This is a genomic window from Janthinobacterium sp. GW460-12-1-14-LB5 (genome assembly GCF_059423585.1).
Genome location: NZ_JBWKYD010000002.1, coordinates 23551 through 41818 on the forward strand (window position 1 = coordinate 23551; position 18268 = coordinate 41818).

An 18268-nucleotide genomic window follows, 5' to 3' on the forward strand; every position below is an offset into this window, starting at 1 on the left:
TGCCTGCGACTATACACCGATTAAGTTGCTGAAAGACAAGTGCAAACGGCGGCGGAGACACTTTTTTTTCACCGCTGGTTCCCGCCCTGGCCATCGCCTCGACGTGAAGGAATGCCTTGCTGTTTTGCATTAATTCAATAATTCCAGTATTATGGAATAGATGAAAACATACAACGGCTGCGGCGCATGGTGCCCGCGACGCCGCATCGCACGGAACCTCGCCCCATGCTCACCGCTTTCCTGATCTTTCTCGCCACTTTAACCCTCGTCATCTGGCAGCCGCGCGGCCTGGGCATAGGCTGGAGCGCCGTCATCGGCGCCTGTGTCGCCTTGCTGGCCGGCGTGATCCACTGGGGCGACATTCCCGTCGTCTGGCATATCGTGTGGAACGCCACCGGCACTTTTGTTGCCGTGATCATCATCAGCCTGCTGCTGGACGCGGCCGGCTTCTTCGAGTGGGCCGCCTTGCACGTGGCGCGCTGGGGCGGCGGCAGCGGTACCAAACTGTTCGTGCTGCTGGTCTTGCTGGGTGCGCTGGTGTCCGCCGTGTTCGCCAATGACGGCGCCGCGCTGATCCTGACGCCCATCGTCATCGCCATGCTGCGGGCATTGAAGTTTTCCGCCAAGGCCACCCTGGCCTACGTGATGGCGGCCGGTTTCATTGCCGACACGGCCAGCCTGCCGCTGGTGGTGTCGAACCTGGTCAATATCGTCTCGGCCGACTATTTCAGGATCGGCTTTGCCGCGTACGCGTCCGTGATGGTGCCCGTCAACGTCGTCGCCGTGCTTGCCACCCTGGCAGCCTTGCTGCTCTTTTTCCGCCAGGATATCCCGCGCGACTATGACGTGGCGCAGCTGAAACGCCCGGACGCCGCCATCCGCGACTTGCCCACCTTCCGCGCCGGCTGGCTGGTGCTGGCGCTGCTGCTGGTGGGCTTTTTCTCGCAGGAAGCCCTGGGCGTGCCCATCAGCCTGATCGCCGCCGTGGGCGCCGCGCTGCTGCTGGGCGTGGCGGGCAAGGGGCACGTGATTTCCACGCGCCATGTGCTGCGTCATGCGCCGTGGCAGATCGTCGTCTTTTCGCTGGGCATGTATCTGGTCGTGTACGGCTTGCGCAATGCGGGCCTGACGGCTTACCTGACGGGCATGCTCAACCATTTCGCCCAGTACGGCGTGTGGGGCGCGGCCATGGGCACGGGCGTATTGACGGCCTTGCTGTCGTCCGTGATGAACAACCTGCCGACGGTGCTGGTGGGCGCGCTGGCCATCGACCCGACGACGGCGCAGGGCGCCGTGCGCGAGGCGATGATTTACGCCAACGTCATCGGCAGCGACCTGGGCCCGAAGATCACGCCCATCGGCAGCCTGGCTACCTTGCTGTGGCTGCATGTGCTCGACAGCAAGAATATCCACATTTCCTGGGGATATTACTTCCGCATCGGCATCGTGCTGACCGTGCCCGTGCTGCTGGCGACCCTGGCGGCGCTGGCGCTGCGCCTGTCCTGAGTTCCGTGTATGGTGGTGGCTGACAGCAACTTGAACGGGAAAGCCATGAAATTACTGCTCGTCGGCGCCACCGGCCTGGTGGGCCGCGAAGTGCTGCGCCTGGCGCTGGCCGACGCGCGCGTCAGCCAGGTCGTCGCGCCCGTGCGCAAGGCCTTGCCCGCGCATCCCAAGCTCGATGCGCCGCTCGTCGATTTCGACCGCTTGCCGCCCGGCGCGCCGTGGTGGCGGGCGGACGCCGTCATCTGCACCCTGGGCACGACCATGAAGGTGGCCGGTACGCGGCAGGCGTTCCGGCGCGTGGACCACGACTATCCGCTGGCCGTGGCGCGCCTGGCGCTGGCGGCCGGCACGCGCGCGTACGCGCTCAATTCCGCCGCCGGCGCCAATGCCGGCTCGCGCATCTTCTATAACCGGGTCAAGGGCGAGCTGGAACGCGACCTGGAGCAGCTGGGTTTTGCATCGCTCACGTACGTGCGGCCGGGCCTGATCGGCGGCGAGCGCGAGCAGGCGCGCGCGGGCGAGGGCGCCGCCTTGCGCGTGCTGCGCGTGCTGGGCCCCGTGCTGCCGCGCCGCTGGCGCATCAATCCCGCGCCGCGCATCGCCGGCGCCCTGCTGGAAGCGGCGCTGGCCGCGGCGCCGGGCGTGCACATCGTCAGTTCGGAGCAGCTGGCATGAATGCGCATCGCCTATAATCGGCATTCATGTTCTTTTGAGTACGGAAAATGCAAACAATACGTCCTTACCGGGCCGGCGACCGCGACGCCTGCCTGGCCCTGTTCGACGGCAATGCGCCGCGCTTTTTCGACCCGTCCGAGCGCGCGGACTTTGCCGCCTGGCTCGATACCTCGACGCATCCGTATCTGGTGATTCTGCACGACGGCCGCATCGTCGCCTGCGGCGGCCATGCCATCGAGGCGGGCGGCAGCGTCGCCAGCCTGTGCTGGGGCATGGTGGCGCAGGATGCGCATGGCCAGGGACTGGGCCGGGCGCTGACGCAGGCGCGCCTCGATCCCATCGGCGCCGTGCAGGGAGTCGCCAGCGTGCGCATGAATACCAGCCAGCACACGCCGTGGTGCTGGATAAGGCCACGCGCACGCGTGCGCTGGTCGAAGGCAGCGGCAGTTTTGTCATCCAGGTGCCGACGGCGGCGCAGCTGCGGCTCACGCATGCCGTCGGCACGCACGGGCTCGATGCGCAGCCCGATAAGCTGGTCCGCGCCGGCGTGCGGCTGTTTCAGCGGGAAGGATTTGATCTGCCATTCGTTGCCGGATGCTCGGCCTGGCTGGCCTGCCGCCTGCTCCCCGAGCCGCACAACCAGGCTGCGTATGACCTGTTCATCGGCGAAGTGGTGGGCGCCTGGGCCGACACGCGCGTGTTCCGCGATGGCCACTGGCATTTCGAGGATGCTGGTCCGGACTGGCGCAGCCTGCACTACATCGCCGGCGGGCGCTTCTATGCGATTGGCGAAGCGCTCGACGCGGATACCTAACTAATCGAGCGCGATGACCCGGTCGTCCGCGCCAGGAATACAGCCGTCGGCGATGGCTTCCCAGCCCCGGTGCACCACCACCTGTTTGCCGTCGTGGCAGATTTCCACGCGCTCGCTGGCGGGCAGGCGCTGGCGCGCGAACGCTTCCAGGCTGGCCGGCAGGCTGACCGTCAGTTGCATGGTGCCGATGGCTTCGGGCGGATGGTCGTCCATGTGCACGAGGGGCACGAAGATGGAACCGAGCATCAGCCAGCGGGCGCCCACGTCGACGGGTGCTGGGTTGTAGGGCGCGGCGCGCAGCCAGTCCTGGGCGCGGGCGCGCAAGCCGCTGCCCGCGGCCAGTTCGCCCCAGGCGGCGGCCAGCATTTCCACCACCCACTGGTTGCAATTTTGATATTTCAGGCTGAATGCATACGCATTGGCGCTGTAGCGGCCCGCCAGCAGTTGCTGCACGCGCGCGGGGTCGAGCAGGGCGCGGCGCAGGGGCGGCACGGTTTCCGCCGGCAGTTTCACGAGCGAGATGTAGCCGAGCGATGGATTGGCCGTGCCCATGGCGAAACCGGCCGTGCCCTGGTCGAAGATGCGCGGGCGGCCTTCGTCGCAGGCGTAGTACAGCTGGCGCGCGGACCAGCCGTCGTCATTGTCATGGCGCCAGGCCAGCGCCGCGTGCGAATAGCGGATGCCGAAGCGGGCCAGGTCCAGGCCGGAGCGGCTGATCAGGGCCACGCTGCCTTCGCTGGCGGCCAGTTCCTCGCGCACGACGGCGGCAAAGCGCAGCAGCCGGTCCTGTTCCGTGGCCGTGAGTTCCTGGGCGCGGTCGCAAAAGCGCGAGGAGGCGAGCGAGGTGCCTGCCTGGGCGGCGCCAGCCAGGACGAGCGCGGCGCAGCCGGCCAGCAGCGGCGCCAGCTTGCGCAAAATCAAAGGCTGACGGGACGCGTGGCCAGTTCGCCGTACCACTCGTCGGCCAGCACGAGGAAGAAGGCGGCGCGCGTGTCGTTGCGCGAAAATTCGATGCCGTAGGCGCGGTTTTGCGCATGCACCACGTCGCCCTGCGCCAGCTGCTGCTTGTCGAGCGCCGCTTGCGGCAAGTCCAGCACCAGCGGCGTGGCCGTGGCGTCGGCCTGCATGGTCAGGCGCGTCATGCCGTCGCGGCCCGGCAAGGCAGCCACGTCGATGATGCGGTAGGGGCCATTGGCCACCTTGTTGTCGCGCGAGGAGCTGTTGCTCGAACCGTTGAGCGAATCGGAAATGCTGCCGCTCGACTGGGAGCCAGCGCTGGAGGCCGAGGAAACGAAGCTGTCGGCGTTGGCGTTGCACGCCACGGTCAGTGCTGCGGCCAGGCCGAGCATGCGTAAGGAGATAGTCAAGGCAGTTTTCCAGTGGACGTCAATGAAAGCGCGCCGGGTCCATCCCGGCCTGCGCCATCATAGCAGATCGGCCATCAGCTGAGGAGCACCTCGATCAGGCCCTTCGCTTCGGCCGACGGCTGCGTGCGCAGCGCCTGCAGCACGGGATCGTGCTCCAGGTAGGCCTGCAGCGGCGCGCCGACGGTGATGCTGGCCTGCGGCAGCGGCGACGGAACCGGCGCCAGCGCCTTGGCCAGCAGCAGGGTGTCGCGCAAGCCTTCGGGCGGCAGCATGATGGTCGAGCCGGGCAAGGCGTTGACGGCGTCGGCCACCGGCTGCGGCACGCCCAGCTGGCGCATCAGTCCCCGGCCGATCACTTCCAGCGCGGAGGCCATCTGCGTTTCCAGCTGGGCGTACAGGCCCGGCGTCTTGTCGGCCTGTGCCAGCAAATAGAAACCGGCCACTTCATGCACGATGCCGGCGAACAGCGCCGTGTCGGCATCCGTGTGCGTGACGGCGCCGGCCAGCGCATGCGCCAGCACCGCCACGTGCACGGTGTGCGCCCACAGCTGGGTGGCATGGGCGCGCAAGGCTTCGTCGCGGATGCCCGCGTTCAGCTGGCGGATGACGGCCGCCGTCGCCAGCGCATACAGGTTGCGGTGGCCGAGACGCTCGACGGCGGCGCGCACGCTGGTGATGGCGGGTGCCTGGCCGGGCGCGAACAGGGCTGAATTGGCCAGCGCCACGGCGCGCGCCGACAAAGTCGGTTCGCACAGCAGCAGCCGGCTGATGTCGGCCGAGTGGCAATCGGGGTTGGCCAGTTCCTTTTGCAGGAGCAGGGCCGTATTGATGCTGGTAGGAAAGGCCAGGGTTTCCGTTTCGGCGCTGGCCAGAAGTTGCGCCAGGCTGCTGAGCGTGTTGACGTGCATGGATGGGGGAGCGAAAAGTAGCAATGCCCCCATATTATCAGGCAATCCGGCCCGCATGGCGTCCGCCAGCCTTTCCTGTGCAACTGGCCGCGCCTCGGCCCCGCCTCGGGTCATTCATCAGCCCAGCTTATAAGTCCTAGCGGATTTTCTGCGCTAATCAGCGCGGGCCAGCACTGTTAAGCTTGGCTTGCCAGGACAGGCACAGCCGGCTGCCCGGCGGCACGTGTGCTTATCTTACCGGCATGAAAGGAAAACAGACATGCATCGATACGCCGCGGCACTCTTGCCGCTTTGCCTGCACGCCGGGGCCGTCTCTGCCTCCGCGTCCGCCGAGGCCGCAGCCACACACGCCGCCGTGACCGTCACGCGGGCCGCCGCCATGCCCCCCATCACGGGCGACGCCCGCTATTTCACGGGCACGGTCGCAGTCGACGCCATGTTCCAGCGGCCGTCTCCGGCCCGCGTGGGCGGCGGCATCGTCACGTTTGCGCCCGGCGCCCGCACGGCTTGGCATACGCATCCGCTAGGCCAGACCCTGATCGTCACGCAAGGCAATGGCTGGGTACAGCACTGGCAGGGGCCGCTGCATGCGCTGGCCGTGGGCGACGTGGCGTGGATACCGCCCGGCATCAAGCATTGGCACGGTGCCACGGCCACGTCTGCCATGCAGCATGTTGCTATTGCCGAGGCGCAAGATGGATCGGTGGTCAGCTGGCTGGAGCAGGTGACGGACGACAGCTATCCGCGCTAAGGCGCTGGCTGGCGTTGCCGCGCGGCGCGTTCACGCTACGGCAGCAGCAGCGCATGCTGGCTGGCCGTATGGAAATCGCGCCAGACGCGGTTGATGGCGCTGTCTTCGCGCGCCGCGTACAGGCCGCAATATGGATACAGGCCGTCGACGGCCGCGCGGCAGACGGCGACCAAATCCAGCGAACTGGCCTGCACGGCCTGCATGGCGTGCTCGTCGAGCGCCGCGCCGGCGGCCACCGTTGCCCAGCTGTCATCGAGCACGGCGTAGAAGCGGGCGCGGGCGGCAGAGTACGCGTCTTTCTTGCCTTGCAGCATGGATATCACTTCCGGCACCTCCAGCAGCGGCAAGCCGGCACGCGCATGGCGGCGGTGGCGCATGCATTCCTCGGCCAATTCCATGAAATGCGTGGCCATGCCGGCCACGTTGGCGGCCAGGGTCACATAGGCAAGTGAATAAAAGGGATAGCGGTACAGGGGGCCGTCGGCCGTCGCGGTGTCGGGACTGATGGTAAAACCGTGTTCCTTGGCAAGCCATTCCCCGTCGATGCGGTAGCTGTGCGAGGCGCTGGCGCGCATGCCGATGCTGTTCCACGAGGGCACCAGCTGCACCAGGGCGGCGGGCACGAGGAAGGCGCGGATGCGCGGTTGTCCCTGCGCATCAAGCAGGGGCTGGCCAGCGCGCTGCAGCCGGGCGTTCAGGGTGAAGTGGGTGGCCATCGGCGCGCCGCTGGCGTAGTCCCAGCTGCCCGTGATGCGGTAGCCGTCGCCTTCTTCCTCCGCGTAGCCGGTGGCCGCGCCGCTGCCGCCCAGGCAGACGCGCGGCGTGCCGATGATGCTGCGCGCCATGCCGGGCGCCAGAAAGCCCGCGAACCAGCCCGCGCCCGCGCACAGGGTCAGCACCCAGCCCATGCTGCCGTCGGCGCCGGCCACGGCTTCTTCCAGGCGCACGGCCTGGGGCAAGGGCAGTTCGGCGCCGCCCGCACTGCGCGGCGCCAGCATCGTCAGCCAGCCGCGCCGGTGCAGCAAGGCTTGCTGGGCCGGATGCAGGAAGCGGGCGGCATCGGCCGCCTGGGCGTGGCGCGCGATGCGCCGGGCGTCGCTCCCGGAAAGGGTGGCAAGGGTAGCGAGAGCAGCGTGCGGCATGAGTAAAGTCCGGCAATGGCGAAGGCGGGCATTTTCGCACAGTGGGCGTGGTTGCGGGCAATCCCGCGCCACCTTATCGCACCGTAGTATTGATCGTTGCGCAAATTGATGCTGATTAAAAACGCTATTCACCTCAGCGGCAGTGGATGGGAGCAGTTTCGCTGCCGTTGTTAATGGCTGGTATGTAGGTACCTTTATTCTTTATGGATTGTTGATTATTGGTCAAATTTCGAGTTTTTACGATAATGCGACATTAGTTGTCGCAGCACGTTTTATTGTATTAATTCTCCCAGCGGACATATTGGTTAGTTTCTTCTGGGGAAATATCGTTACAATATGCTTCGACGATTTTTCTGGCTCCTATAAAGGCTATTTTAAGAATGAATTCATCTGTCAATGCCGTTGAAAATGCAGTAATCAGTGCTGGCTTGCATTCCCGCCAGGAACGGATTCAAGAGGCGCAGGTTTTATTGGAACGCACGCAGTCCATATTTGAGCGTTTTGGCGGCGATGAATTGAAGAGTTCGCATGCCAAATTTGCTGAATTAAGCCGCTCACTGGAGGCTGACCGCAACGTGATGCTGGTATTCGTGGGTGAATTCTCGCGTGGGAAGTCCAGTCTGGTGAATGCGCTGCTGGGTATCAAGTTACTGCGCCATGCACAAGAGGCGACAACGGCAATTAATACTTTTGTACGAGCTTTGCCAGCAGGGCGCACGGAACGGTTTATTCGCGTGCATTTTGTCGACGGCCAGCCGGAGCAGGAAATCGCATGGACGGATGCCAGTGCGCTGGAGCGCTGGAGTACTGAACTTGACGTACTCAATGCGGATGCCCGCTTATCCGTGGATCGTATCGAGATTTTCATGCAGCACCCCTTGCTCGATCTGGGGCTGGTATTAATCGACACACCAGGACTGGAGTCGATGGTGCAGCACCATGAAGAGATCACGCGTCGCGCCATTGCGGAAGCGCATATCGCGGTATGGGTGCAAAGCGCGTTGCAATTGGGTGCGAATGCTTCTGAATGGAAATTTGTCGCCGGTACGCTGCGCAAGGACTTCAGTAAATTCATTACGGTCGTGAATATGTGGGACGTCATCCTGGACTCGAAGGAGGGTATGGCCGCACCCATGTCCGATGCCAGACTTTCTGATTTGAAACTGGAGCACGTGCGTGCCAACTTCCGCAAACAGTTGCATGATCAACCCGAAGCTGAACTGGCATTGATGACCGACCAGCATCACTTGATGGGTGTCAGCGCCGCCTGGGCGCTGTCCGACGATGAACATAAGCGGGCGCGTTCCGGTGTCGATTTGTTGTCCAAGCGGATCAGTGACATGTTCTGCAATGGTGAGGCGCTGGAACAGATCTATCTGAAACCGCTGAAGCAGTTGACGCACATTCAAGAACAATTGTCCGAACGCATAGCCACGGAGCAGAGGCAACTAGCCTCGATGGACACAGAGGAGCAGCGCGCGCGCGATCTGGCGTTGCTGGACGAAGAAATCAAGAATCTGGAACTGGAAATGCGTACCCTGGCGAACGGGTCGGCAGCGGAGCATACGCGTGCCGCCAAGCACCGGGCCAGGGAAATTGAACATCAGTTGATCGCCCCGCTGGCCAATTTGAAGGCTCAGGTTGAAATTCACCTGACCGTTGGCTACATCGAATCGCAGATATCCAAGAAGGTCAAGAAGATAGGCTTGCCTGCCAATGTGGCGCGAGAGTTTGAAGACGTCGTCGGTACGGTGAATCAGCTGTGGCAAAAAGAACGGCAGTTGCTGGCCGAAAGCTTGGAAGGTTTACGCGCAGAGTATGAAAAAGGTATGGCTCACCACGCGAAGCAATTGAATACGGCGCTGGGGGAGATGCATATCAGTTTGCCCAAGCTGGACGTGGGGTTTGATCTGGACTTGTCCCTGATCGAGGACCATCATGCGCAAGCGCTGGAACTGGAGCAGACGATTGCCGCGCGCGAAGATGAACTGGAGAGCTTGAAACTGAAAGCCCTGCAAAATGCGCCGAACGAGCGCGATATTGAGATGGCACGCATAGCCCTGGAACGCGCAGAAAGCCAGCTGGACAGGCTCGGTGGGCAACCGGCACCACGTACCGCGAATCGCAGTGTCAAGCGTAGCGGCGGGATGTACAGCAGTGATCGCCATGAAAGTGAAGAGTATCTCGATTACAGCAATGTTGATTCATGGAAAGAGGATTTGGCGCGCCAGCAAGAAAACCTTGCTGACAAGGCCGCTCGAATGGAGTTCATCAAGCAACAGGAGTTGCAGAAAACCGGCGTGCGCCTGTCTGCCGAGGCGGCACTGCGCAAGTATGAAAAAGAATTACAGACGTTCAACCGCAAGAAACAGGCGGCCGAGCAGGCACGCCAGGACGAGCATCAGCACCTGGTTTCGGCAACCTTGGCGCAGTTGACGGCCGCTACCGTTGGCCAGTTGCAGCAGCGTATTTCTTATCTGCAAGAACATGTCAGCGGATCCGTACAGCAACTTTACGATAATCAGTTGGCCCTGCTGCACAGTTGCGTCAGCGAACAATTTGTCGAGCCCTTGAGCGACAAGCGCGCCCAGCGAGAATCCGTGCATCAATTGTTGCAACAAGGGCAAGCCGATGTGGCGCGCCGCGAACAGCAGTTACAAGCGGCGCAGCAGGAACTGGCGCAGTTGGTACAGCAAACCCAGGCCAAAGGCCGCTGAGGAAACTATGATAGACAAAATTCAAGATGCCCTGGTGCAACTGGCGCCGTTTCTGCCAACCGACTTGCAAGAGCAGGCCCGGGAACTGGCTGCATCCAGGCTGGTGGCCAGTGCGCCGCTGCAATTGGTCGTGCTGGGTGGTTTTTCCGTTGGCAAGAGCAGTTTGTTGAACATGCTGCTGGGCGAGGCCTTGCTGCATACGGCGCTGGAAGAAGCGACGGCGCTGCCGACGTTTATCGAGCACGGCGCTGCGCGGTCGATGGCGCTGGTGGGGCCGGATGGCAGTACCTTGCCGCTGGATATCGAGGGTTTTCGTCAGGCGACCTCGCAGGCACCGGACGGTGCCGTCTGCGCCACGCTGGCGCTGCCGCTGGAATGGTTACGCGATGTGACGGTGGTCGACTTGCCTGGTTTGGGCAGCGTGTCGGCGGCCCGCCAGGAATACACCGCAGCGCAGGTGCAGCAGGCTGACGCGGTGCTGTATCTGCTTGAGCCGCGTGGGCCGACGCGCCAGGACATGCAAGCATTGCGCATCGTGCGCCAGTACGGCAAGCGGGTAAAAGTCGTGGTCACGCGCTGGGATATGGTGGTGAACAGTGTGGCGCAAGGCGAGAAGGCGCCGGATCTGGGGCGCTGGTCAGAGCAGATCAAAGCCGAAACGGGTCTCTGCGTGGAATTGCAATGCGTTAGCGTGCATGGACTGGGACGCGAACAATTGTTGCAATTCGTGGCGCAATCGCGGCAGGAACTGTCCACAATCCGCTTGCAACGTTTTCGTTCGGAAATGCGACCGCTGCTGGAGAATGCGATGGGCAGCAATGTGCAGGCACAGCACGCCTGCCAGTTGCAGTCGGACGATGCCGTGCGCCGTGCGCATGCGGAGGTACTGGAGAAGAAGCAGCAACTGCTTGCGATGAAGACCGAGTTGTATGCGCGCCAGAAAGAGGAGACCACACTGCTTGAGCGTGATGCGGATGATGCCGCCACGCGCCGCCGGCAGGCGCTGCAAGGACAATTGCAGCAGTTGCTGCAGGTGCAGACGGACATTGGCGTGGAAGTGGACTGGAAACACTTTGGTCTGCAGGGCGGCGAGCAGTTGCGCGAAGCGCTCGCGGCGCTGGCCGTTGATTTCAGTTCGCGTTCGGTGGCTTATGGCGCATTGCAGCTGCCCGATGCGCAGGTCAGCAGCTTCAACTTGCGCCTGCCCTCTCCCGTCGCGGTGGATGTCAGCACTTTTCTCGAGACGGGGAAATTGTTGCAGCTGCAGCAGGCCTTATCGGAAAAACAGCAGCTTGTCCTGGCAACGGAAAACCAGCTGCAGGCCTTGCCCAGCGTCGACCTTGCTGCCGACGAGCAGCAGCTCCATGCACTGGCGCAGCAACGGCGATACGTGCTCGAGGAGCCGCTGGCGCGCGTCATCGAGCGCACAGAGGGCAACGGCGGTGCGCAGGTGGGACGCTTTCTTGGCGAGCTTGCCGATTTGGCATTAATATTTGTCAACCCTGCGACCGTTGGCGCCAAGGTAGGGGCATTGGTTGGTCAGGGTGTCAAGATTCGCAACGTGGCCGTCAAGGCCCAGCAGATCAGTAAAATCGTCACTGAGACAACCAAGGTGGCGCAGGCGATCCGTACCGGCGACCCGCACCCGAACATTCCGCAGCCCATCTTGCAGAAACTGGGTGCGCTGGAGGTTCTTTCGCTCGCTTACTGGGGCGAACGGATCGGCAATGCCTGTGGCGGTGCTTCGAGCGAACGCAGCGTCGTCGATCCGCAGGCGCTGGCGGAGCAGCGGCGGGCAGTGGCCGAGCTGGATGCCGGACTGCAGCACGCACGCAACGAATTGGTACGCAAGGAACGTCTGGCCAGCGAGCGCGAGTTGACTGGTTGGGCGCTGGAGCAAAGCAACAAGGAAGCGCTGCGCCTGCAGCAGGAAATCAGCGAACTGACCGTGCTGCTTGAGGCACGCGCGGAACAGGCGCGGAAGGAAGCCCATGTGCAGCATCAGCGCACTGTCGTGCTGGCATTGGAGCGTGCTGTCGGCGATTGGCTGCGCAGCTATGAACAGCAGGCTGCGGGCATGCAGCAATTGCTGATGGGTAAGGTGGCTGCCTACTGGGCGCAGCATGTCGAATCGACGCTGGCCGCCAGCCTGGAGCAGTTGCAGGTCCAGCTTGCACACCTTGATGCGGCGCCGCAGGAACGCGCGCTGGCGCTCACACAGTTACAGCGTGAAGCGCAAGGCATCGAGACTGCGATTGCGGCGCTGGCATGAGCGAGGTGGACGAATCCCTTGCCGGTTTGCTGGCAATGGCTGCGCCAGTGCCCATGGAACATTATGTGGAGCAATTGGCGCAGATGTCTGCCGGCAAACAGGGAATGGCGCAGCAATTGCGCGACTTGCAGCAACAAGTGCAGCGTCTTGAGCGACTGCATGCGCCCAGCGCGCGCGAAATTGCGCAGGAAATCAGCACCGTCACGCGTATTGCTGCACGCCGGCGCGCCGGTACCATGTCGGACGGCACGGCGGCCTGGCGCAAGATCGGGCCGGCAGGTGAACTGTTGCCACTTGCTAGCGAGGAATGGAGTGCGGCGCTGGATCTGGGCTACGAACTGATGTGGACGGTGAACACGCGTTTGCAGGGCGAGTGGCCACACCGTAGTGGCCGCTGTCAGTGGCGAACTGTGTTGCAGCAGTTGGCCATGCTGAACTATAACGGCTGGTGTGGATACCGGGACTGGCGCTTGCCAACGCTCGATGAGCTCAAGACCCTGTTACAAACCGGAGCGCTGTCGCTGCATGCAGGGACGGTGCAGCAAGATTTTTGCATCAGCAACCAGTTCTTTCCCGACTTGCAAGGAGAGGCGGAGTACTGGTCGTCGAACAGCGACCAGGAAAATGAGCAACATATGCAGACGCTGAGTTTTTCGCAACGGACTGTTGGTACTTGCGGGCTTGGCGGCTATGCCCATCTGCGTTTTGTCCGGAGTGCACGTGGACATGGCTGATGATGCATTGTTGGATAATCTGAGCGCAATTTTGCAAAATGATATCGCTAGTTTCTCGATGTCCGCCAATACCGCAGGCGCCTCGCGCGCGTTGCGGCGGCTTGATGCGGTGGCCTTCCACTTTCCGCCTTTCCTGGCGCTGCTGATAGAGCCATGGCAGGAGCGTACGGATCCCGAGTTTGCGACAACGCTGCTGCACTGCGCGCGCGTCCATCTGTATGCGCGCGTGCTCGATGATGCTCTTGACGAAAATCTGCCCATCGACCGGCAGCATCTGCTGCGCATGCAACCGCTGTTCTGGCGTACGGTGTTCGCGCTTGGCGCGCGCTATCCGGCATTGCAGGAACCTTGCGCCGCGCTGATTGCCGAGACGGTACAGGCGGTGGCGCAAGATGATCGCCAGGCCAGGCCCAAGGATTGGGGGGCGAAGAATCACCACCTGCTATTGGCGCCGCTGCTTCTATCTGGAAATAACGATGCTTTTCGCGCGGCACAACCGGGATTGTCTGGTTTGATTGCCGTCGCGCAGGCATGCGAGGAGCGCGAACAGGGCGAGCTTGCCAGGCGGCACATGCCGGGTGCCTTGCTGGCCTGCCTGCCAGGCTGGCTCGATGCACAGGCAGTAGCATCGCTGGCGCATCATGGCTGGCAGTCGGCGGCGCGGCGCTTGTTGCGCGATGGACGCGGTTTGCTGGACAGTCTTGAATATCAGTACACGGGATCAGTATGAATGCATCTAAAACACAGCCTGGCACGCTGCATGAAGCCATGGCGGCGTTTGCCTCCCAGATGGCGGGCTGGCATGGCATCAGCGATGGCAGTTTGACGGCACGCATCGTGGGGGAGTTTTCCGCAGGAAAAACACGGCTGGTCAATGAATTGCTGGGGGATGTGGTGCCACAGGCATTGAAACCCATCAGCTCGCGCGAAGTGCAAACCCGCTTGCCACTGGAAGTGACGTATGGCGCGCAGGCGGCATTGCATCTGGTCGAACGGGAGCGCGATACGGACAATGCGACTGTCGTCAAGGCACTGGCACATTTTCCCCAACGTGGGGAAATCCTTGCCGCCGACTATGCGCCGCAGCGTTTCCGTCTGCGCCTCTCCTTGCCCATACAGCAACTTGTCTTGCCTGAAGGTGATGGTTACATGGAAGGCAATTCACCCAAGCGCCTGTTCTTGATCGACATGCCTGGATGGAATTCGAGTGAGGACACGCTGGCGGAACAGCCTGCTGAGCACATGCTCGCGGGCGACAATAATCTTGCACTGGTGTACGTGGTCAGCGCCATGCGGCTTGAAAGCAGCGTCAATAGACAGCGGCTGCACGATTTCCTGGAGGCATTGAGCGACGCTTATTTCCGCGGACAGAGCCAATTGCTGATGGTAATGACGCATTGCCCGGAAGAGGATCAGCAGCGCCTGCGTGCGCTGGCCGCGTGCCTGGTCAACGATATTTGGACGAAGCTGGGCCTCGATCCGGATGAGTTGGAACTGACAGTCCTTTGCGTGGAATTTGGCAGTATGGATGCGTTGCAGTTGCACGCCTTTCGTGCCCGCTTCTGGCAATGCCTGCTGGCGCCGCTGGGGCAGGCAGCGGATCCAGGTCATCCCTGGCAAAGCCGCATGCGTGCCTGGCCGGAGGCGTGGCAACTGGCACCCAAAGTCGCCGCTACCCATCATGTGCTGGCGGCCGTGCGCGACATGCTGGCAGGTATCTGCGACCAGGGATTATTCTTGCCTGGCATGAACATGCGGCGCCTGGATGGGGCTGAGCCGGAGGAAATACAGAGCACATTGTTCCGGACGTGGAGCAAGCGAGCCCGCGTCAAGGAGTGGAATTCCTTGCTGGAAACATCTGAAAGCGTGTTGCTGGCCGCCGACCATCCACTGGCGGCGTGGTGGAATCTGTTTTGGGTTAGCCAAACGAACAGTTTGCTCGATGCCGTCCACGACCTGATGTGCGGAGCTACCCAGGCGCTCGAAGACGTCAGCGCGCAGACCGTTGATCTGGAGGCACACCTGGCCCAGCGCCTGCGCACCTTGCATGCGGCGGCCAGCGTGCTCGCCAATGGCAGTTTTTCGCGCCTCGTCGACGCAGTGCATGCCGCTGGCGAGCTGCCGGCCGAACGCTTGCTGGCAAGCCTGTTCAGCCTGGCCGCCGTGCAGACATATTATGAAAGCCAATGCAGTAAGTTGCTGCAGAAGCAACTGCAGGAGGAAACGCCATGACGGATGAGTATGAGCTGAATTTGTTGCGGGACTTTACGCTGGAGCAATCCTCTCCCGAGGTTCTCAGCGAGTATCTGGAACGCCTGGCGCACAGTGCGGTACAGGACCGCCTGGGCGAGTCCGAGGAGCAACTGACGATGCTGCGCACCGAAATCGCCATTCTTTCGCAAGAAAAGGCTGCCTTGGAAGAGACATTGCGCTTGTTACGCATGCCTGCCATCGAACCTCTGCTGGTTTTTCTGCCAGCGATATTCCGCAATTTCTGGGGTGTTGTGCACCCGAACGAAGTGGCCATGATGGCGATGGCGTGCCAGACCATTACTATCCCGTCCCCGTATCCCGACCCGTCGCCCGAAACCGTGCTGTTCATGAAGCGGCGCTTGCAGTCGATGCCGCAAGACGAGCGTGATGCGATCCTGAATTTTTGCCGCAACTTGCCGCACCGCTTGCAAATCAGAGCTGAAATGCGCGGATTTTTCTCATAATGGAACAGGCACATCAATCCCTCATGAATACTCTGAACGCAGTGCTGCAACAACTGATAAAAAATAAGAATGAGAATGTCGAGATGCAAATGAATACGGGTGATTGCAAGGCTGACTACCACCGAGACAAGCTGGCGGAACTGGCGGCGAAACTGTCGGAAAAAGCCTTCTGGGTGGTCTGTGCCAATGGTGCGGAGAGCATGTTTTACGATGCCAGCACGCGCCTCTTGTGGAATGCCCAGCCGGATCCGCGCCGATGGAATGGGGCGCAGGAAGCGACTATTGGGATTGCCAAGAGGAAAATTGGAAATATCGGTTCCTGGCGCGTCCCGACGGAGCAGGAACTGCTGGAATTTCACAATGCGCCTGCCTGTCCTGGCAAGGCGGCTCCCTTTGATTTTTTCCTGCACCGCAGCCCCTGGCTGAATGTCAAGGGAACGGTGGCGGTTGGCACGGTTGCTGGCGATGGCGTCACAGAGGGCAATGCGCGTTTGATCGAAGTCAATGATCTTGTCGGCGAAGCAAGCTACGCTGAGTTCATCGAGCAGTGTGTCCAGCGCGGCTGGTCTCTGTTTGACGCGGGGGACACGCGTGCCACCGACCTGCTGGCGCCGTTGCGCGCCGCCGTGCCATTGCGTTTGCAATGGCGCGATATCGATTATCGCGGCATGCGCCTGCCGATGCTGGAAGACACGCAATTTGACGATGCCGCCAAGGGCATGTGGGAAGCCTGGGGCATGGATGCGGATACGTTGCGCGCGGAAGCGGTACGTGCGCGTAATCCGGCCGAAGATGTGCGCGATTGGGACGTCGCTATCGATTTTGGCACCAGCAGTACGGTGGTGGCGATCAACGAACATGGCAAGCGCAAACTGCTGCGCGTCGGTGTCGGCAATTTCCTGGACCAGGAAGAGGCCAGCAATTATGAGAATCCCACGCTGCTGGAGTTCCTGGACTGGACCGGCTTGATGCGCGTCTGGCAAAGCTGCGCTTATCGTCCGGATGTGGATTGGGAGCACGTGCGTTGTTCGCATGCAGCCTTGCAGGACTTCCTGTCCAGCGACAAGTCACACCAGATGATCGGCAGTTTGCTGATGCATATCAAGCAATGGGTGCTTGACGCAGAAGCGGGCAAGCGTGTCTTTATCACCGATGGTCGCCAGGTCGAACGTGAATTGCTGGCGCCCTCCGTGCGCAATCCAGTGCGCGGCATGCCGCTCGAGCTGCATGCCAGCGACGATTTCGACCCGGTCGAGTTGTATGCATGGTTTATTGGCATGAATATCAACTGGCGTGGGCGGGGCTTGTTTTTACGCTATTGCATGACGTTTCCCGTCGACTATCCGCAACTGGTGAAGGATAAGATCCTGGCCTCCTTCCGCCGCGGTCTGCAGCGTAGCCTGCCATCGACCCTCCTGACGGCGCCCGAGTTTCAGAACTTCCGGGTTGATGAAGTGGCTTCCGAGCCGGCTGCGTATGCAGCGGCAGCCCTGCCCAGCCTGGGAATATTGCCGACAAGGGAAGGTGTGGCGTATAGCGTGTTCGATTTTGGCGGAGGTACCAGCGATTTTGATTTTGGCCACTATCGCTTGCCGGCCGAACATGAAGATCCGGACTTGGAGCAGATACTGGAGCGCCATGGCGCCGCGGGCGACCGCTATCTGGGGGGCGAGAACTTGTTGGCAAATCTGGCTTATCGTGTCTTCCAGGACAATCTGACGGCGTGCCTGGAGCTGGGCGCCGTGTTTACCCGGCCTCCCGATGCCGATGCTTTCCCGGGCCATGAGCGTATCGTCGAGCAGGGCCGCTATGCCCGTACGAATACATTGGTGCTCATGAGCATATTGCGCCCCTTGTGGGAAACAGGGCGCATGGAGACGCAGAGTCCGACCGTCCCCTTGTTTGACCGTAGCGGCAAGCGTAGCGTGCTGCAGTTGAAAATCGCCAAGTCGGCGCTGCTCGATTATCTGGAGCAGCGTATCGGCCAGGGGGTGCTGGCCTTTTGTATCGCCATGCAAAAAGCATATCAGGATGCCGTGCCCGACCATGTACATGTTTTGCTGGCTGGCAATTCGAGCCTGTGCCGGCAGATTTCCGGCTATTTTGGGCTGGACGACGAGGACGCCGGCAAATCGCTGCATGCGAAAATGCAAGCATATATGGCGCAGGTATTTGGTGAAAAAGTCCCCGGCTTGACTGTGCATCCGGCCCTAGCGAGCAATCCGAAGGACCTGTTTCAACCCACTGCAAAAACTGGCGTTGCCTTGGGCCTGTTGCGCCTGTGTGACGGTGGCGTGGCCGCTGTGGTTGAGTATTCTCGTGGCGAGGCGCCGTTTTCCTATTACGTGGGACGTATTCGGCAAGACAAATTTCAGCCAGTGCTCATGCAGGGACATGCTTATGGAGAATGGGTGGAGCTGGGGCGGCCACGTGCAGGGGTATTTAAACTGAGTTACAGCCAGTCGCCGCTGGCCTACACGGGAGAGATGGAAGAGGGGGCACACGGATTATTGCAGATGCGCCTTGAGTTTGCCGGCATTGCCGATGGCCAGCGTGTGTTTGCGCGCGCCATCGAGCCTGCCGTCATCGACATCTGCACCGCTGCCGGCTTGTCGGACATCGATGCGGCCCTGGAGGCGCGGCGTATTGTGTTAAAACAATAGTC

At 61.9% G+C, this 18268-nt stretch carries 14 protein-coding genes and 2 pseudogenes; 12 read left to right on the top strand and 4 right to left on the bottom strand.

What is annotated here, in order from left to right:
• Nucleotides 1-225: 225 nt before the first annotated feature.
• From AC07X6_RS01975 to AC07X6_RS01990, 4 genes and pseudogenes are all read left to right on the top strand, one after another.
• Nucleotides 226-1506, top strand: coding sequence for an arsenic transporter (locus AC07X6_RS01975; protein ID WP_494789908.1), 1281 nt, complete (start codon nucleotides 226-228; stop codon nucleotides 1504-1506).
• A 45-nt stretch (nucleotides 1507-1551) separates the two neighbouring features.
• Nucleotides 1552-2181 (top strand): Rossmann-fold NAD(P)-binding domain-containing protein, encoded by a 630-nt coding sequence (locus AC07X6_RS01980; RefSeq protein ID WP_494789909.1) that lies wholly within the window; start codon nucleotides 1552-1554, stop codon nucleotides 2179-2181.
• A 47-nt stretch (nucleotides 2182-2228) separates the two neighbouring features.
• Nucleotides 2229-2450: pseudogene (locus AC07X6_RS01985) on the top strand (GNAT family N-acetyltransferase); the annotation flags it as partial.
• 113 nt (nucleotides 2451-2563) lie between these two features.
• Nucleotides 2564-2995 (top strand): annotated as a pseudogene (locus AC07X6_RS01990) (flavin reductase family protein); the annotation flags it as partial.
• On the opposite strand, the gene AC07X6_RS01995 reads toward AC07X6_RS01990, so the two are convergent.
• The 3 genes from AC07X6_RS01995 to AC07X6_RS02005 form a co-directional block, all read right to left on the bottom strand.
• Nucleotides 2996-3916 (bottom strand): DUF2145 domain-containing protein, encoded by a 921-nt coding sequence (locus tag AC07X6_RS01995; protein ID WP_494789910.1) that lies wholly within the window; start codon nucleotides 3914-3916, stop codon nucleotides 2996-2998. It abuts the pseudogene before it with no gap.
• Nucleotides 3913-4344: a hypothetical protein gene (locus AC07X6_RS02000; protein ID WP_230538359.1), complete on the bottom strand. Its 432-nt coding sequence runs from the start codon at nucleotides 4342-4344 to the stop codon at nucleotides 3913-3915. The genes AC07X6_RS01995 and AC07X6_RS02000 overlap by 4 nt, the downstream gene beginning before the upstream one ends.
• Nucleotides 4345-4436: 92 nt before the next feature.
• Nucleotides 4437-5270, bottom strand: a complete 834-nt coding sequence (locus AC07X6_RS02005; RefSeq protein WP_230538303.1) for an HDOD domain-containing protein — start codon at nucleotides 5268-5270, stop codon at nucleotides 4437-4439.
• 259 nt (nucleotides 5271-5529) lie between these two features.
• Between AC07X6_RS02005 and AC07X6_RS02010 the strand changes: the two genes are divergently transcribed.
• Nucleotides 5530-6021: a (R)-mandelonitrile lyase gene (locus AC07X6_RS02010; protein WP_494789911.1), complete on the top strand. Its 492-nt coding sequence runs from the start codon at nucleotides 5530-5532 to the stop codon at nucleotides 6019-6021.
• A 35-nt stretch (nucleotides 6022-6056) separates the two neighbouring features.
• Here AC07X6_RS02010 and AC07X6_RS02015 read toward each other — a convergent pair whose 3' ends face one another.
• Nucleotides 6057-7163: an acyl-CoA dehydrogenase family protein gene (locus tag AC07X6_RS02015; protein WP_494789912.1), complete on the bottom strand. Its 1107-nt coding sequence runs from the start codon at nucleotides 7161-7163 to the stop codon at nucleotides 6057-6059.
• A 380-nt stretch (nucleotides 7164-7543) separates the two neighbouring features.
• Between AC07X6_RS02015 and AC07X6_RS02020 the strand changes: the two genes are divergently transcribed.
• The 7 genes from AC07X6_RS02020 to AC07X6_RS02050 are packed head-to-tail and all read left to right on the top strand — an operon-like array spanning nucleotide 7544 to nucleotide 18266.
• Complete coding sequence (locus AC07X6_RS02020) at nucleotides 7544-9880, top strand: dynamin family protein (protein WP_494789913.1); 2337 nt, start codon at nucleotides 7544-7546, stop codon at nucleotides 9878-9880.
• A 7-nt stretch (nucleotides 9881-9887) separates the two neighbouring features.
• Nucleotides 9888-12152: a dynamin family protein gene (locus AC07X6_RS02025; RefSeq protein WP_494789914.1), complete on the top strand. Its 2265-nt coding sequence runs from the start codon at nucleotides 9888-9890 to the stop codon at nucleotides 12150-12152.
• The gene (locus AC07X6_RS02030) at nucleotides 12149-12886 is read left to right on the top strand and encodes an Lcl C-terminal domain-containing protein (RefSeq protein ID WP_494789915.1); all 738 of its coding nucleotides are present in this window, start codon (nucleotides 12149-12151) and stop codon (nucleotides 12884-12886) included. The genes AC07X6_RS02025 and AC07X6_RS02030 overlap by 4 nt, the downstream gene beginning before the upstream one ends.
• Nucleotides 12879-13616, top strand: coding sequence for a hypothetical protein (locus tag AC07X6_RS02035; protein ID WP_494789916.1), 738 nt, complete (start codon nucleotides 12879-12881; stop codon nucleotides 13614-13616). The genes AC07X6_RS02030 and AC07X6_RS02035 overlap by 8 nt, the downstream gene beginning before the upstream one ends.
• The gene (locus AC07X6_RS02040; protein ID WP_494789917.1) at nucleotides 13613-15118 is read left to right on the top strand and encodes a dynamin family protein; all 1506 of its coding nucleotides are present in this window, start codon (nucleotides 13613-13615) and stop codon (nucleotides 15116-15118) included. The genes AC07X6_RS02035 and AC07X6_RS02040 overlap by 4 nt, the downstream gene beginning before the upstream one ends.
• Nucleotides 15115-15603, top strand: a complete 489-nt coding sequence (locus tag AC07X6_RS02045; RefSeq protein ID WP_494789918.1) for a hypothetical protein — start codon at nucleotides 15115-15117, stop codon at nucleotides 15601-15603. The genes AC07X6_RS02040 and AC07X6_RS02045 overlap by 4 nt, the downstream gene beginning before the upstream one ends.
• Before the next feature lie 23 nt (nucleotides 15604-15626).
• Nucleotides 15627-18266: an Lcl C-terminal domain-containing protein gene (locus AC07X6_RS02050; protein ID WP_494789919.1), complete on the top strand. Its 2640-nt coding sequence runs from the start codon at nucleotides 15627-15629 to the stop codon at nucleotides 18264-18266.
• Nucleotides 18267-18268: the final 2 nt, after the last annotated feature.

Bases quoted from the DNA above. Each gene is read 5' to 3' on its own strand.
- AC07X6_RS01975 (WP_494789908.1), top strand. From the start codon at position 226: ATGCTCACCGCTTTCCTGATCTTTCTCGCCACTTTAACCCTCGTCATC.
- AC07X6_RS01980 (WP_494789909.1), top strand. From the start codon at position 1,552: ATGAAATTACTGCTCGTCGGCGCCACCGGCCTGGTGGGCCGCGAAGTG.
- AC07X6_RS02000 (WP_230538359.1), bottom strand. From the start codon at position 4,344: ATGCTCGGCCTGGCCGCAGCACTGACCGTGGCGTGCAACGCCAACGCC.
- AC07X6_RS02005 (WP_230538303.1), bottom strand. From the start codon at position 5,270: ATGCACGTCAACACGCTCAGCAGCCTGGCGCAACTTCTGGCCAGCGCC.
- AC07X6_RS02010 (WP_494789911.1), top strand. From the start codon at position 5,530: ATGCATCGATACGCCGCGGCACTCTTGCCGCTTTGCCTGCACGCCGGG.
- AC07X6_RS02015 (WP_494789912.1), bottom strand. From the start codon at position 7,163: ATGCCGCACGCTGCTCTCGCTACCCTTGCCACCCTTTCCGGGAGCGAC.
- AC07X6_RS02020 (WP_494789913.1), top strand. From the start codon at position 7,544: ATGAATTCATCTGTCAATGCCGTTGAAAATGCAGTAATCAGTGCTGGC.
- AC07X6_RS02025 (WP_494789914.1), top strand. From the start codon at position 9,888: ATGATAGACAAAATTCAAGATGCCCTGGTGCAACTGGCGCCGTTTCTG.
- AC07X6_RS02030 (WP_494789915.1), top strand. From the start codon at position 12,149: ATGAGCGAGGTGGACGAATCCCTTGCCGGTTTGCTGGCAATGGCTGCG.
- AC07X6_RS02035 (WP_494789916.1), top strand. From the start codon at position 12,879: ATGGCTGATGATGCATTGTTGGATAATCTGAGCGCAATTTTGCAAAAT.
- AC07X6_RS02040 (WP_494789917.1), top strand. From the start codon at position 13,613: ATGAATGCATCTAAAACACAGCCTGGCACGCTGCATGAAGCCATGGCG.
- AC07X6_RS02045 (WP_494789918.1), top strand. From the start codon at position 15,115: ATGACGGATGAGTATGAGCTGAATTTGTTGCGGGACTTTACGCTGGAG.
- AC07X6_RS02050 (WP_494789919.1), top strand. From the start codon at position 15,627: ATGAATACTCTGAACGCAGTGCTGCAACAACTGATAAAAAATAAGAAT.